This window comes from Brevundimonas sp. Marseille-Q4549 (genome assembly GCF_976940555.1).
This window is the reverse complement of the sequence record NZ_CDRHXG010000001.1, coordinates 2,315,847-2,328,774: the sequence shown is the minus strand read 5'-3', so window position 1 is coordinate 2,328,774 and position 12,928 is coordinate 2,315,847. Positions and strand designations below refer to the sequence as shown.

19 protein-coding genes are annotated in these 12,928 nt (G+C 63.5%); 8 read left to right on the top strand and 11 right to left on the bottom strand.

All coding sequences use genetic code 11. The features are described 5' to 3' along the window. Positions 1-21: 21 nt before the first annotated feature. A complete protein-coding gene (gene fumC, locus ACWPV3_RS11485) occupies positions 22-1,413 on the top strand; it encodes a class II fumarate hydratase (protein ID WP_453977935.1) in 1,392 nt (463 codons plus the stop codon). Positions 1,414-1,476: 63 nt separating this feature from the next. Here the strand turns inward: fumC and ACWPV3_RS11480 are convergent, their stop codons facing one another. From ACWPV3_RS11480 to miaA, 3 genes are all read right to left on the bottom strand, one after another. Further along, entirely contained in the window at positions 1,477-1,863 is a 387-nt protein-coding gene (locus ACWPV3_RS11480) for a YccF domain-containing protein (RefSeq protein ID WP_313454040.1), read from the bottom strand. Positions 1,864-1,958: 95 nt separating this feature from the next. Beyond that, positions 1,959-2,198, bottom strand: coding sequence for a DUF2171 domain-containing protein (locus tag ACWPV3_RS11475; RefSeq protein ID WP_453977934.1), 240 nt, complete (start codon positions 2,196-2,198; stop codon positions 1,959-1,961). 152 nt (positions 2,199-2,350) lie between these two features. Continuing rightward, positions 2,351-3,226 (bottom strand): tRNA (adenosine(37)-N6)-dimethylallyltransferase MiaA, encoded by an 876-nt coding sequence (gene miaA, locus ACWPV3_RS11470; protein WP_453977933.1) that lies wholly within the window; start codon positions 3,224-3,226, stop codon positions 2,351-2,353. Positions 3,227-3,300: 74 nt separating this feature from the next. Here miaA and ACWPV3_RS11465 point away from each other — a divergent pair, with 74 nt between their 5' ends. Next, positions 3,301-4,362, top strand: a complete 1,062-nt coding sequence (locus ACWPV3_RS11465) for an Mrp/NBP35 family ATP-binding protein (protein WP_453977932.1) — start codon at positions 3,301-3,303, stop codon at positions 4,360-4,362. On the opposite strand, the gene ACWPV3_RS11460 is transcribed toward ACWPV3_RS11465, so the two are convergent. Together ACWPV3_RS11460 and ACWPV3_RS11455 are read right to left on the bottom strand one after the other, a co-directional pair. After that, entirely contained in the window at positions 4,359-4,679 is a 321-nt protein-coding gene (locus ACWPV3_RS11460; RefSeq protein ID WP_312732937.1) for a YbjQ family protein, read from the bottom strand. The genes ACWPV3_RS11465 and ACWPV3_RS11460 overlap by 4 nt on opposite strands. A gap of 24 nt (positions 4,680-4,703) precedes the next feature. Then, on the bottom strand, positions 4,704-5,231 hold the full coding sequence (locus tag ACWPV3_RS11455) for a dihydrofolate reductase (RefSeq protein WP_453977931.1): 528 nt from the start codon (positions 5,229-5,231) through the stop codon (positions 4,704-4,706). A 57-nt stretch (positions 5,232-5,288) separates the two neighbouring features. Between ACWPV3_RS11455 and ACWPV3_RS11450 the strand changes: the two genes are divergently transcribed. Further along, complete coding sequence (locus ACWPV3_RS11450; RefSeq protein WP_453977930.1) at positions 5,289-5,873, top strand: hypothetical protein; 585 nt, start codon at positions 5,289-5,291, stop codon at positions 5,871-5,873. Here the strand turns inward: ACWPV3_RS11450 and ACWPV3_RS11445 are convergent. The 4 genes from ACWPV3_RS11445 to ACWPV3_RS11430 all read right to left on the bottom strand — a co-directional run bounded on the left by ACWPV3_RS11445 (position 5,870) and on the right by ACWPV3_RS11430 (position 8,540). Beyond that, positions 5,870-6,169, bottom strand: coding sequence for a nucleoside triphosphate pyrophosphohydrolase family protein (locus ACWPV3_RS11445; RefSeq protein ID WP_292087101.1), 300 nt, complete (start codon positions 6,167-6,169; stop codon positions 5,870-5,872). The two genes, ACWPV3_RS11450 and ACWPV3_RS11445, sit on opposite strands and share 4 nt — an antisense overlap. A gap of 4 nt (positions 6,170-6,173) precedes the next feature. Further along, complete coding sequence (locus ACWPV3_RS11440; RefSeq protein WP_453977929.1) at positions 6,174-7,034, bottom strand: alpha/beta hydrolase family protein; 861 nt, start codon at positions 7,032-7,034, stop codon at positions 6,174-6,176. 28 nt (positions 7,035-7,062) lie between these two features. After that, on the bottom strand, positions 7,063-7,908 hold the full coding sequence (locus ACWPV3_RS11435; RefSeq protein ID WP_453977928.1) for a thymidylate synthase: 846 nt from the start codon (positions 7,906-7,908) through the stop codon (positions 7,063-7,065). 89 nt (positions 7,909-7,997) lie between these two features. Beyond that, positions 7,998-8,540 (bottom strand): DUF924 family protein, encoded by a 543-nt coding sequence (locus tag ACWPV3_RS11430; RefSeq protein WP_313454048.1) that lies wholly within the window; start codon positions 8,538-8,540, stop codon positions 7,998-8,000. Between the two features lie 330 nt (positions 8,541-8,870). On the opposite strand from ACWPV3_RS11430, the gene ACWPV3_RS11425 reads away from it, so the two are divergent. From ACWPV3_RS11425 to ACWPV3_RS11410, 4 genes are all read left to right on the top strand, one after another. Continuing rightward, the gene (locus ACWPV3_RS11425) at positions 8,871-9,617 is read left to right on the top strand and encodes a 3'-5' exonuclease (RefSeq protein ID WP_453977927.1); all 747 of its coding nucleotides are present in this window, start codon (positions 8,871-8,873) and stop codon (positions 9,615-9,617) included. A gap of 146 nt (positions 9,618-9,763) precedes the next feature. After that, the gene (locus ACWPV3_RS11420; protein ID WP_453977926.1) at positions 9,764-10,120 is read left to right on the top strand and encodes a hypothetical protein; all 357 of its coding nucleotides are present in this window, start codon (positions 9,764-9,766) and stop codon (positions 10,118-10,120) included. Between the two features lie 32 nt (positions 10,121-10,152). Further along, positions 10,153-10,491 (top strand): helix-turn-helix domain-containing protein, encoded by a 339-nt coding sequence (locus tag ACWPV3_RS11415; RefSeq protein ID WP_453977925.1) that lies wholly within the window; start codon positions 10,153-10,155, stop codon positions 10,489-10,491. After that, positions 10,488-10,706: a hypothetical protein gene (locus tag ACWPV3_RS11410; RefSeq protein WP_453977924.1), complete on the top strand. Its 219-nt coding sequence runs from the start codon at positions 10,488-10,490 to the stop codon at positions 10,704-10,706. Before ACWPV3_RS11415 ends, ACWPV3_RS11410 begins: the two co-directional genes overlap by 4 nt. A gap of 20 nt (positions 10,707-10,726) precedes the next feature. Here the strand turns inward: ACWPV3_RS11410 and ACWPV3_RS11405 are convergent, their stop codons facing one another. Then, positions 10,727-11,311, bottom strand: coding sequence for a hypothetical protein (locus ACWPV3_RS11405; RefSeq protein ID WP_453977923.1), 585 nt, complete (start codon positions 11,309-11,311; stop codon positions 10,727-10,729). A 101-nt stretch (positions 11,312-11,412) separates the two neighbouring features. After that, positions 11,413-11,772, bottom strand: a complete 360-nt coding sequence (locus ACWPV3_RS11400; RefSeq protein ID WP_453977922.1) for a hypothetical protein — start codon at positions 11,770-11,772, stop codon at positions 11,413-11,415. 147 nt (positions 11,773-11,919) lie between these two features. Between ACWPV3_RS11400 and ACWPV3_RS11395 the strand changes: the two genes are divergently transcribed. Continuing rightward, entirely contained in the window at positions 11,920-12,879 is a 960-nt protein-coding gene (locus ACWPV3_RS11395) for an AAA family ATPase (protein WP_453977921.1), read from the top strand. Positions 12,880-12,928 lie beyond the last annotated feature (49 nt).

The window sequence follows — 12,928 nt, the reverse complement described above, 5'->3', positions numbered from 1 at the left end:
TGACAGACGAGATTTCCGCGCATGAGCAACGTCCGCATCGAAACCGACACCTTCGGCCCCATCGAAGTCGCCGCCGATCGCTACTGGGGCGCCCAGGCGCAGCGTTCGCTGGGAAACTTCAAGATCGGCTGGGAGAAGCAGCCCCTGCCGGTCGTGCGGGCCCTGGGCATCGTCAAGCGCGCCGCCGCCGAGACCAATCGTGAGCTGGGCAAGCTGGATCCGGCCCTGGCCGACGTCATCATCAAGGCGGCCAATGAAGTCATCGAAGGCAAGCTGAACGACCACTTCCCGCTGGTCGTGTGGCAGACGGGTTCGGGCACCCAGTCGAACATGAACGCCAACGAGGTGATATCGAACCGCGCCATCGAGATGCTGGGCGGCGAGATGGGCTCCAAGAAGCCGGTCCACCCGAACGACCACGTCAACATGAGCCAGTCGTCCAACGACACCTATCCCACGGCCATGCACGTCGCCTGCGCCGAACAGGTGGTCAATGACCTGATCCCTGCGCTGAAGCACCTGCACGGAGCCCTGGAAACCAAATCCAAGGCCTGGGCCCACATCATCAAGATCGGGCGCACCCACACCCAGGACGCCACGCCTCTGACGCTGGGCCAGGAGTTCGGCGGCTATGCGCAGCAGGTCGCCAACGGCATCGAGCGGATCGAGCAGACCCTGCCCAAGCTGATGGAGCTGGCTCAGGGCGGCACCGCCGTCGGCACCGGCCTGAACGCCCCCATCGGTTTCGCAGAGAAGGTGGCCACCCACATCGCCGAAATCACCGGCCTGCCCTTCACCACGGCGCCCAACAAGTTCGAGGCTCTGGCCGCCCACGACGCCATGGTCTTCAGCCACGGGGCCATCAACACGGTCGCGGCCTCGCTGTTCAAGATCGCCAACGACATCCGCTTCCTGGGTTCCGGTCCGCGTTCGGGCCTGGGCGAACTGGCCCTGCCGGAGAACGAGCCGGGCTCGTCCATCATGCCGGGCAAGGTCAACCCGACCCAGTGCGAGGCCCTGACCCAGGTGTGCGTCCAGGTGTTCGGCAACAACGCCGCGATCACCTTCGCCGGTTCGCAAGGCCATTTCGAGCTGAACGTCTACAACCCCGTCATGGCCTACAACTTCCTGCAGTCGGTGCGCCTGATGGCCGATGCGGCGATCAGCTTCACCGACAACTGCGTCGTGGGGATCGAGGCGCGCGAGGACAATATCGCGCGCGGCCTGAACAACTCGCTGATGCTGGTCACGGCGTTGAACGGCAAGCTGGGCTATGACATCTGCGCCAAGATCGCCAAGACCGCGCACAAGAACGGCACCACCCTGCGCGAAGAAGCGGTCGGCGGCGGCTATCTGACCGACGCCGAGTTCGACGAGGCCGTCCGTCCCGAGAAGATGATCTCGCCGGGTTGAGGCGGTGAAGCCATTCTAGACCAAGAACGCCGGCGGCCGACGACGCCGGCGTTTTTCGTCGGCTCAGGCCTTGGTGCGAATGGTGCGGCCGACGGGCGCCAAGGCGAGCTTGGCCAGTTCCAGATCCTTGAGCGCGAACGGTATGCCGATGATCGACACGAACTCGACCACCGCGATGACCAAATGCGACAAGGCGATGTACCAGCCCGCCACCACGAACCAGACGACGTTCAGCACCAGACCCAGACAGCCCGCGACAGGGTGGGCGTCCTGCCATACGATCTCACGTCCGAACGGCCAGAAGGAATAGCTGGCGATGCGCCAGGCCGCGAAGGTCCAGGGCAGGCCCACCACAGTCAGGGCCAGGAGCGCCCCGCCCAGCAACCACAGCAGGCCGGACAGCCATCCCCCGAGAACGAACCACAGGATATTGAGGATCAGTCGGATCACAGCAGTCTCCAAATCGCCTCGCTTGGCGAACCTCCAAATAGCAAAAGGCCCCGGCTGTTGCAGCGGGGCCTTCCACAATCGGCTTTGGTGAGATGTCAGTGGGTCTTTTCGGTCCAGCGAGCCTTGGCGTCGTCCTTTGTCAGGTTCAGACAAACATGGTTTTCGTTCACGCTTTCGACCCAGCTGACCGGGATCATGTGGTGTTTGAAGCCGCCGGCGAAATCGAGCTTGGCCAGTTCGATCTGGTCGCCCTTGACGTGATCGACCCGTCCGACGTGACCGCCGTCGGAACCGACGACTTCCAGATGTTCCTTGATCAGCGAAACGTCCACCATCTTGATCTCCTTGGGTTTGATTGGCTGCCTGACCCAACGGCTTCGGGTGGATGCGGTTTCAAACGGCGCCGCTTCGAGCGCGTGGTTCGATCCCACGCTCCAGTCTCAAGGCGAAGCTGGGGCATCGAAAAGGCGTCGGATCAATGCGCCCCTCAAGCCGTACGCGCCCAGTCCGGCGTCTGGTTGCGGAACCAGGTCAGTTGGCGTTTGGCGTAGTTGCGGGTGGCCTGTTTCAGCGCCGAGACGGCGTCGGCTTCGGTCATGCCGCCGTTCAGCCAGGCGGCGATCTCGCGCACGCCGACGGCCTTCATCGCCGGTAGTGACGGCGGCAGGTCGCGGGCCAGCAGGGTGCCGACCTCGTCCACCACGCCGCCCTGGATCATCAGATCGACGCGACGGTCGCAGTTGGCGTAGAGCGACGCGCGGTCCGGCTCGATGACCAGGCCGGTCCAACGGTCGGGCGATAGCAAAGGCTGGGTGTCGTTGCGCCAGGCGGACAGGGGGCGGCCGCTGGCGACCAGGACGCTCATCGCCCGAACCAGTCGTTGACGGTCGCTCTGCTCGATGGCGGCGGCGGCCTGGGGGTCATGCAACGCCAGGCTTGCCCGAAACACGGTCTCGCCCTGTTGCAGATAGTCCGCCTCGACGCGCTCCCGCACCTGCGGCGGCACGGCGGGGATGTCGGCCAGTCCCTTGGTCAAGGCCATGAAATAAAGACCCGTGCCGCCCACGAGGATCGCAGGCCGGCCTTCGCTCCGCAGATCGTCCAGAATCCTTAAGGCTTCGCGGCTCCAGCGGCCGACCGACCAGGCCTCGGCGGCGTCGGCGACGCCGTAGAGACGATGCTCGGCCAGGGCTTCATCGGTTTCGGAGGGGCGCGCGGTCAGGATGCGCAGGTCGGCATAGAGCTGCTGGCTGTCGGCGTTGATGATCGCCGCACCGTTTTCGCGCGCCATCTTCAGGGCCAGGGCCGACTTTCCAGAGGCGGTCGGGCCGGCGATCAAGGTGATGAGGGGCGGTCGGGGCAAATGCAGGCTCGCGGCGGGACTGGAACGGCGATAGAACGCGCGCCTTGTCGCCCGCAAGCCTTGTGGAGTTTCTCTTGGTCGATCGCGCCGCCGTTCTCGCCGCCCTGGAAGCTGTCATCGACCCGATTTCGGGCCAGGGTCTGGTCTCGGCCGGCCTGGTCCAAGGGCTTGTGGTGGCGGAGGATCGGGCGGGCTTTGCTCTGGAGGTCGCGCGCGACCGCGTGGCGACCTACGCCCCCGTCCGGGATGCGGCGGAGGCGGCGTTGAAGGCCTTGCCCGGCGTTACGCGCGTTTCCGTGGTGCTGACGACCGAAGCGGCCCCCCAGCCGCGCACGGCAAGCCTGTCGAGGGCCGCCGTCGATCAGGGGCGACCCAAGGCGCCGGTTGCGACCGATAGGCCGGCCCATGTGCGGCGCGTCCTGGCGGTCGCCAGCGGCAAGGGCGGGGTCGGCAAATCGACCGTCGCCGTCAATCTGGCGGCGGCCCTGGCGGCGCGGGGTCTGTCGGTGGGCGTGCTGGACGCCGATGTCTATGGTCCGTCTCTGCCGACCATGCTGGGGATCGGCGGTCAGCCGGCCTATGAGGATGGCGCCATCGTTCCCCATCTCGCTCATGGGCTGAAGGCCATGTCGGTCGGCCTTTTGACCAAGGCGGACGACGCCATGATCTGGCGTGGCCCCATGGCGTCCCAGGCGATCACCCAGATGTTGACTCAGACACGCTGGGGCACGGCCGAGGCGCCGCTGGACATTCTGGTGGTCGATCTGCCGCCTGGCACCGGCGACGTGCAACTGACCCTGATCCAGAAGACGCCGCTGGACGGGGCGGTGATCGTCTCGACGCCGCAGGAAGTCGCTCTGGCCGATGCGCGACGGGCCCATACCCTGTTCCAGCGGGTCGGCGTGCCGACCCTGGGTCTGATCGAGAATATGAGCGGTCCCATCTTCGGCCGGGGCGGCGCACAGGCCGAGGCGCAACGATTGGCTATCCCGTTCCTGGGCGATCTGCCCCTGGACGCCGCGCTGCGGGAAGGCGGGGATGCGGGCCGGCCACCGGTCGCAGTCGATCCGGCCGGCGTGATCGCCGACCGGTTCGCCGCCATCGCAGCCCTGGTCGTAGAGGGGCTGAAGCCCTAGACCGCCTCGACGATCACGGCCGTGCCATAGGCCAGGACTTCGGTCACGCCGGGCATGATCTCGGTGGCGTCGTAGCGGACGGCCAGAATGGCGTTGGCGCCGTGGTCCTGGGCGTGTTTGACCAGTTCGTCATAGGCTTCCTGACGCCCGGCCTCGGCCAGTTTGACATAGGCGCCGACACGCCCGCCCAGCATCGACTGCACCCCGCCGATGGCGTCCGAGACGACATTGCGCGAGCGCACGGTCACGCCGCGCACCAGACCGATGTGACGTGTGACGCGAAAGCCGGGCAGGTCGTTGGTGGTGGTGACGTACATCTCGGTCTCCTTGCCTGATCGAATCTAGCGGCGTTCCAACACGCGGAAGGTGAAGGCGTGATCATCCTTCTCGCCGGCTTCATGCGGTTCGCTCGACACCTCGGTCCAGTCCGCCGGGTCGAAGTCGGGAAAGCGCGCATCGCCTTCGGGGGCGGCGTCGACCTCGGTGACGTACAGGCGGCGCGCGCGGGGCAGGGCGGCTTCGAACAGGGTTGTGCCGCCGATGACGCAGATTTCGTCCACGTTATCTTCTTCGGCCGTCTCGCGGGCGATTTCGATGGCTTCGTCCAGGGTGGCGCAGACCAGGGCGCCCTTGGCCATGCCTTCGGCCTCATAGGACTGGTCACGGGTCAGCACCAGGTTCAAACGGCCGGGCAGGGGGCGCAACGGCAGGCTTTCCCAGGTCTTGCGCCCCATCAGGCACGGCTTGCCGATGGTGATGGCCTTGAAACGTTGCAGGTCGCTGCGCAGACGCCAGGGCAGATCGCCGTCGCGGCCGATCACGCCGTTACGCCCGCGCGCGACGACCAGGGAAATCACGGGCTGGGGCACGAACCTTGACCATTCCGATGCGTTGTCGAGGTCTCATCAATGAACGCGCGTGACCCCATGAGCAAGTATCTGCCCGCCATCGTCACCGGCCTCGTGGCCGCCCTCCTGTCGGGAGGCCTCATGGCCTTCATGCTCAGTTCGGCGGGCGCCGAGACGGGCCTGTTTCCGGCCTGGGTCGGCGGTTTCGTCGGCATGTTCACCGCCTATATCATGGCGAATCTGGCAGGCACGCGCCTGGGCAAGGCGGCGACGCCCGAACAGAAGCAGGCGGCGCTCGATTTCCGTCCGGAGCCGGGACAGGCCCTGTTGATCGTCTTTCGGGAAGGCTTCGTCGGCAAGGCTGCGGGTATGGAGGTCAAGCTGGACGACCGCCTCGTCGCCCAGCTGAAAAGCCCGCGCTTCACCGCGATCTCTGTCGCACCCGGCGGCCATCAACTGTCGATGGGATTTGTCGGCCTGGCGGCCAAGCAGAACAAGCCGACGGTGGAAGGCTTCATCGCCGCGCCGGGGGAGGTCGTCGCCTTTCGCGCCACCATGGCCATGGGCGCGTTGAAGAACCGCATCGAGGTGGAGCGGATCGACAGCCACGAGACCCTGTCCCTGCGGCTGAAGCCGATGGTCATGATCGCACCGGAAATCTAGCCGTCGGTCTCCAACCATTTCAGCCATTTGCGCCGCATGGCCTGGTCCAGATCGACGCCCGCCCGCGCGCAATAGATCAGCAACATGCCCAGGACATCCGCCGCTTCGTCGCCCAGCGCGCGGGCGTCCGGTTCGCCGCGCGCGCGCCCGGACAGGCGCAGATGCTCGGCCGTCAGCTCGCCCAACTCCTCCTGGAGTTTCAGCAGGGCCCAATCCCCGTCCCGGTCGATGTCGTGTTCGGCCGCATAGATGTCGGAGATGCGCAGGACCGAGGCGGTCAGGTCGTTCAGGTCCATGACGTCAGCGCCGTTCGACCGTCACGCCGTCGGCGGCGAAGGCCTGAAGCCGCGCCCGGGCGGAGGCGTCGTTCAGGGCGTAGGCGTCGAGGAAATCCTCGGTCGCCTGAACGATCTGGTCGAAGCGCGCGCCGTCCGCCGTTCCCGGCAACTGATGATCTGCACCGGCGAAGATCAGCAAGGTCTTGTCGCCAGCCGGGCTGACGTCGAACGGGATGCGGTGATCGCGCCAGTCGTCGGCGAAACCGGGAACCAGGTCCCGGTCGCCCGTGATCACCAGAAGGGGCCCGGCAAGGGTGCTATAGGTCTCGGGCGTTACGACGTTGGGAATGTTCCCGGCCGAGGAAAAGGCGATCACCCCCTTCACCGCCGGATCGCCCATGGAGCCGGCGACGGTTACGGCGCCGCCCTCGATCAACGACATCAGGGAGCCGAAGGAATGGCCCGCGACGATCAGGGGCTTGCCCGGATGTGTTCGCGCCGCCTCGGCGCGGGCGACGCTCAGGTCCTCCAGCCGGGTCAGGAAGGCGACCTGGCCTGTCGCGTCGCGATTCGGGTGTTTCTGCGAATCGACATGCAGCGGGGCGATGACGGTGAAGCCGTGCCGCGCCCAGGCCGTCAGCAACCGCCCATAGGCCTCGGGCGCGCCGCCGAAACCATGACTGAAGACGACGACGCCGCGTTCGTCGGGCGCGGCCCATACGTCCAGCAGGACGGCGCGGCCGTCGGGTGCAGGAATGGAAAGGTGCGTCGGGGCGATCGCGGCTTGTGCGACGGACGCGGCTTCAAGCGCCGCAGCCGGCGCCACGGGCGCGATCAGAAAGAACAGACCGGTCAGGGCGGCCACGGCAGGGCGAATGGACATCGGCGCCTCCAAAATCAGAATGGGAGCGTCAGACCGCGACCTGGGCCTTGATGTGCGGCCAGGCCTCGTAGCCTTCCAGCGTGAAATCCGACAGTTCGAAGCCGAACAGGTCGGTCCTCGGCGCGATTTGCATGGTCGGCAGGGGCAGGGGCTCGCGGCTCAGCTGCAGTTCGGCCTGGTCCAGATGGTTCAGATACAGGTGGGCGTCGCCGAAGCTGTGCACGAAATCGCCCGGCTCCAGACCGACCACCTGGGCCAGCATCATCGTCAGCAGGGCGTAGGAGGCGATGTTGAACGGCACCCCCAGGAAGACGTCGGCGCTGCGCTGGTAAAGCTGGCAGCTCAACTTTCCATCCGCGACGAAGAACTGGAACAGACAGTGGCAGGGCGGCAGGGCCATGTCGTCCACGTCGGCCGGGTTCCAGGCGGTGACGATGTGGCGTCGGCTGTTGGGATTGGTCTTCAGACCATGGACCAGTTTTTCGATCTGGTCGATGACGCGGCCGTCAGGCGCGGTCCACGACCGCCACTGCTTGCCATATACAGGACCCAGTTCGCCGTCGGCGTCGGCCCATTCGTCCCAGATGCGGACGCCGTTGTTCTTCAGCCAGCCGATATTGGTTTCACCGCGCAGAAACCACAGCAGTTCGACGATAATGGACCGCAGATGCAGCTTCTTGGTCGTCAGGACCGGGAAGCCCTTGGACAGGTCGAATCGCATCTGCCGGCCGAAGACCCCCAGCGTCCCGGTGCCGGTCCGGTCCTCGCGTCGTGCGCCATTGTCCAGGATGTCGCGCAGCAGGTTCAGATACTGCCATTCCGGATGGTCCGCCGGGGCGGCGCCTGCGCGCGACTGAACATCAGCGAGGATCATCTGGACGGTCATGAACCGAAGGTGCCCCAGAAAGTGATTCGTGACCCCGGAAATCGCCGTCGCAGGGCGGGCGTCCACAGAAAATCGAATCAGCCGCCGAAACCGCCCTCGTCGAGGAATAGCTGTTCCTCTGGCGTCGTCTCGCGCCCCAGGACGGCGTTGCGATGGGGGAAGCGACCAAACCGCACGATGATGTCGCGGTGGATTCGGCCCCACTTCTCCAGTTCCGCCTCGCCTTCGACCAAGGCCATGTAGCGGTCCTGGTCCTCGATCCTTTCCGAGTGCTCGAACGGCAGCAGAAGGAAGTTCTTCAGTTCCGGCGCTACGGCCTGGTGATAGTGCGCATCCACCGCCTGATTGGCGAACATCAGGGCCAGGGGGTCGGTGGCGAACTGGTGCGCCGTGCCGCGAAAGCTGTTGCGGGGGTACTGGTCCAACAGGATCACCAAGGCCAGAGCGCCCTCGGCTGTCGCCATCCAGTCGTCCAACTCCCGTCGCGCCGCCGCCCAATGAAGCGCGCGCCCGCTGTCGCGAAACAGGGTGTCAAAGGCCGCATCCTTGGCGAACCACTTCTCGGGACCGGCGTCCTTCCAGAAGGCGACGACGGAGGCGGGGGTGATAAGGACGGCCATGCGCCGAAGCCTAACCAACATCGCGCGCCATTTCCATCGGGGGCGCGTGGTCCGACTGTCGCGACCTGCGCCACTAGAGGGCGGCGAATGTGGAGTTGGGAGATCGCCTCGATCAGGCGGTGGCTGGGGAACTAGGATTGTCCCCATGAAGCCGATTTAGTTAGCAAATCCAAGTGCATACCGGCAATGCCAATACAGGCAAATCGAGCGGTTATTAGCACCACGCATTAGCGGTGATTCGGCTTCGCTGAGAAAGAGCTTAGGCTCCCTCATAATGGGTGACATGGACGCGATCTGCGAGACAATGCTGCTCCACAGCCCGGAGGCCATTTGAGCCAGCACACCATCGTCTTCGATCTCGAAACTGTGCCTTGCACTGAGACGCTCGCGCGCCTTCACAACCGCGACACCCTCACCGACGAAGAGGCTGTCGAAATCCTCGGCGAGAAGTTTCCGAAGCTTCCGCTCCACAAGGTCGCTGTTCTCGCTGCGCTGATCGCAGAGCGGATTGACGGCGTTTGGCGCGTCCAGTCGCTGGGTGCCCCCCACATTGGCGAGCGGAGTGAGGTCGATCTGATCTCGGCATTCGCAGCCCGCGTGGACAGCCTCCGACCGACGCTGGTGACCTTCAACGGCAATGGGTTTGACATGCCGGTCCTAAGATACCGGGCCATGGTCAATGGCATCGCCGCGCCGGGCCTGACCTCTCGGCCCTACTTCAAGCGATACGACCAAGCGCACATCGATCTGTGCGACGAACTGGCCAGCTTCCAGTCCAATGCGAAAGCGTCTCTCGACGACCTGTGCAAGATGATGGGTTTGCCGGGTAAGCCGGAGGGGATCGACGGCTCGAAGGTCTGGGATCACGTTCGGGGCGGTCGCATCCAAGAGTGCGCTGACTATGGCGAGACGGATGTCGTGAACACCTATCGAGTGTGGCTGCGCTACGAACTATTTCGTGGGGCGATCACCCCGGAGCAGATGGAGGCGAGCGAGGCCGATCTAACTGGCTTCATTACGGCGCGACTTCAGGAGCGCCCTCACCTAGCTTTCCTGATCTCCGAGCCTTCCACATAGCAGGGCCAGAAACCGGCACCCCCACGATGCGCCCATTCGCTGCGAGATTGTGCTGATCTTAAGCATGACCAGTGTTATATGAGCTGAAGGCAAGCCGGGGGGCTTCGATGACAATGCTATGGATTGTTCCGATCACGATAGCCGTCGTGCTGGTGATCGTCTTCTATGCCAAGCACGCGGGCGAAATAGCCGATCCTGACGACCAACGGGTGGTCTATCTCGATGAACTACCCGCCGTTACGGCGCTGTCGGCCCAAGGCGCGTTCGTCGTGAACCTGTATCGCGAGAGCGGCAAACCTTTCGATGAGGGGGCGACGTATCAGACGCGAGATGCGGCACTAGCCGCAGCCTTGGCGAGCTTCCGCCGAGCACAGATTGAAGCCGTCGCCGTCCGATTGAACACACCAAATCGGCTTGATGTGTCCAGCGCGTTCCTCGATCATCACGGGCGTGCCGGAGGCAAAAATCTCGGAGCCTTCGAGATCGTCCGCACAGCAGCATAGAACCCCATCATCACCGAACGTCGCGCGAGAACATGGCCCTCATTGCAGTCTCCGAAGACGATCAAAAGATCGGCGCCACCGTCCGCACGCGACGCGAGTCCCTCCACATCACGCAAGGCCAGCTTGCTCACGCTCTCGGCATCAGCTTCCAGCAGGTGCAGAAGTATGAGCGGGGCACGAACCGCATTTCGGCGGCCACCGCGCTAAACATGGCCGATGCGCTGGAGTGCCATGTGACCGATCTCTATGGCTTCCCAGACCCAAAGGCCAAGACGGTCTCGGAGCGAGCTATTCTCGCTCTGTGGAAGGACCTTCGTCCCGCCGAGCAGAACGCGGTCGTCGCGATGGTCCGCGAGTTCTTGAAGCCGTGAAGCTCACCTTCGACGATCTCGCCGCCGGTAGTGACATCCATATCGTTGTTTCGATGTCAGGTGCCATCCTGATCCAGCCTCGCCCGGACTGCGAGGAAGAGTTCGATACGCTGGTCACCCACCTTTATGAGGTCGGAGATCGCAAGTTCGCGATCCTCCCCAAGATGGGCCCGCACGGCTTCTATACGTCCGCCGAGGTGATGCGGCTGAACTGACTAGAAGAGCCTGTGGGGCACTACTTGCCCGTGGCGTCTCCGGCAGAGAACAGACCTTTGCGTCGTCTCGGCTGGAGCTTCCTCGGTCGGCTCACACTGATATGGTCAAGCATCATGTAAGGCTCGACCATATCAGCGATCTCGTGCCTCAACCGGGAAGCATTCTTCCAAGCACTGGAAATGTCTCGCGTAAGCGCGTCGAAGACGGAGTCGTCGAGAACCACATCGTTCACTTCGGCAAGTTTCGAGTTCGCGCGGACGAGATTGTCCAGCTTCTCGGTGGCCTCGACCATTTTTTGAAACACCGGCTCGCCAAAGAGATAGCGTGCCTCGATAATTTCGCGATCCAACTCGTCGCTCAACGGAGTGCTATAAGCGCCAAGCATCCGCGTTACGTTATCCACCCTCTCTTTAGCTCTATGCGCCATCAGATCGTTGATCCGCTTGTTGGCAACGAATCGCTTGTCGAAAAGGTCCAAGGCTAGCTTGTTCTTCGCAGTGACCCACTGCTGATAGGCGATCCAAGCGACGATGCCCGCCACAGCCAGCGGCGGCACCACCTTTAATGCTTCAACGACTAACGGCCAGTTGACCTCACACATCATCGGTCAACTATGTCGAGATTCTGGATGGTGGGCGACCATCCAGCCGACGTTCTTGCTCCATGTCTGGATGATCGGACGATACAGACTCGTCCGGTTGAAGCTCATCGCCCGCCCTTGGCCTTCCAAGCCGCCTCGGCGCGAGCCTTCGCATTGCGTTGCTTGGTCTCATGTTCGCCGTCCCAGCACGCCGGGTTGAGCGAGATCGTCAGGATGGTTTCGCCTTTGCCGCTAGTGCGGCGGCCGATCCGAAGCGAACTTGGATAGAGGCCGCACATCGAACACCTGAACCGCATTCGCTGGATCGGCGTATCAGCCAGCCGAGCACCGAGCTTCCAGATGCTGAACTCGACTATCCGCCGACAGCCCTCGCACGAGAAGTCCGCAGTGATGCTGCCATCGGCTACGAGGTCACGCGCCGTGACGTTGTAATCCTTCCATGCTGAAACCGGCCGGGAACGCATGGGGGATAGATGTTCCGGTTACGTTCCCGCTTCAAGGCGGGTGGCTGCGTCATCCACAGCCGTGACGAGTTGGCCCTTCAAGGATTGGCGTTATCGGCTATCCTTGGTTCGATGGCTCACGCTCGGAGTCGCACCGAGGGTGGCTAAATGATCCATGGTTTAGACGAGGCAGCATTCAGAGAGAAGTTGAAGGGGTTGCTGACCCCGGCTCAACCGATCTCCAAACCTGAACATCTGCATGGTCGAGAGCAAAAGCTAACGCTGATTGGACGCGCTCTCCACTCACCCGGGAAACACATTTTCATCTTCGGTGATCGAGGCGTCGGGAAGACCTCCCTCGGACGCACAGCGGCGGCAATCCACAGCGGCGACGAAGAAGGTTTCGCGTTTATCGCGTGCGATCAGGGCACCACCTTTTTTGACATGGTGGAAGATATCTATCGCCAGCTTCATCGGCTCTATTCGACGGGGAAGCTGAAGTTTGAAGGCGTAGAACTCAACGCGGGATTTCTGAAGGTCAAAGCGACCGAGGCGCTGGGACTTCCGGCGCTAAAGACGATCAACGACGCTGTTGAGATGTTGACCTCCATCGCGCCGAAGGCTGGCCCGACCCCGATCGTTGTGATCGACGAGTTTGATCAGCTAAGCAGCGACGTGGAGAAGAAGTATGTTGCCGATCTCATTAAGCAGCTTTCGGACCAGCGCATCAATCTACGGCTGATTATCTGCGGCATCGGGACTTCCCTCGACGAGCTTATCGGCGTGCACCTCTCAACAGACCGCTATCTGGCGACGATCCCCCTAGAGCCGCTCCCCCACGATGCGCGCTGGCAAATCTTGACCATAGCGGCGAATGCGCTCGGTGTTGCGATTGACCGAGACAGCCAGATTAGGATTGGCCAGCTAAGCGACGGCTTTCCCTACTACGTCCACCTTATGGGGGAGCAGATTTTCTATCAGGTTTTGGATGACGATGAGGTGGTATCGGCTGTCCGCATGTGTCAATCGGCGTCTAAAAGGGACCCCCTATCGGCGTGCAATAGGGACCCCCTTTTGAGGTTCGGGATGGACGTCACGAGCGCACCGCTTGCGAGGGTTGGGGCGTAGGGAGGGCGTAGCCCGACCGGAGGCTCAACCCTCGCCTGGCGTTCTTCGT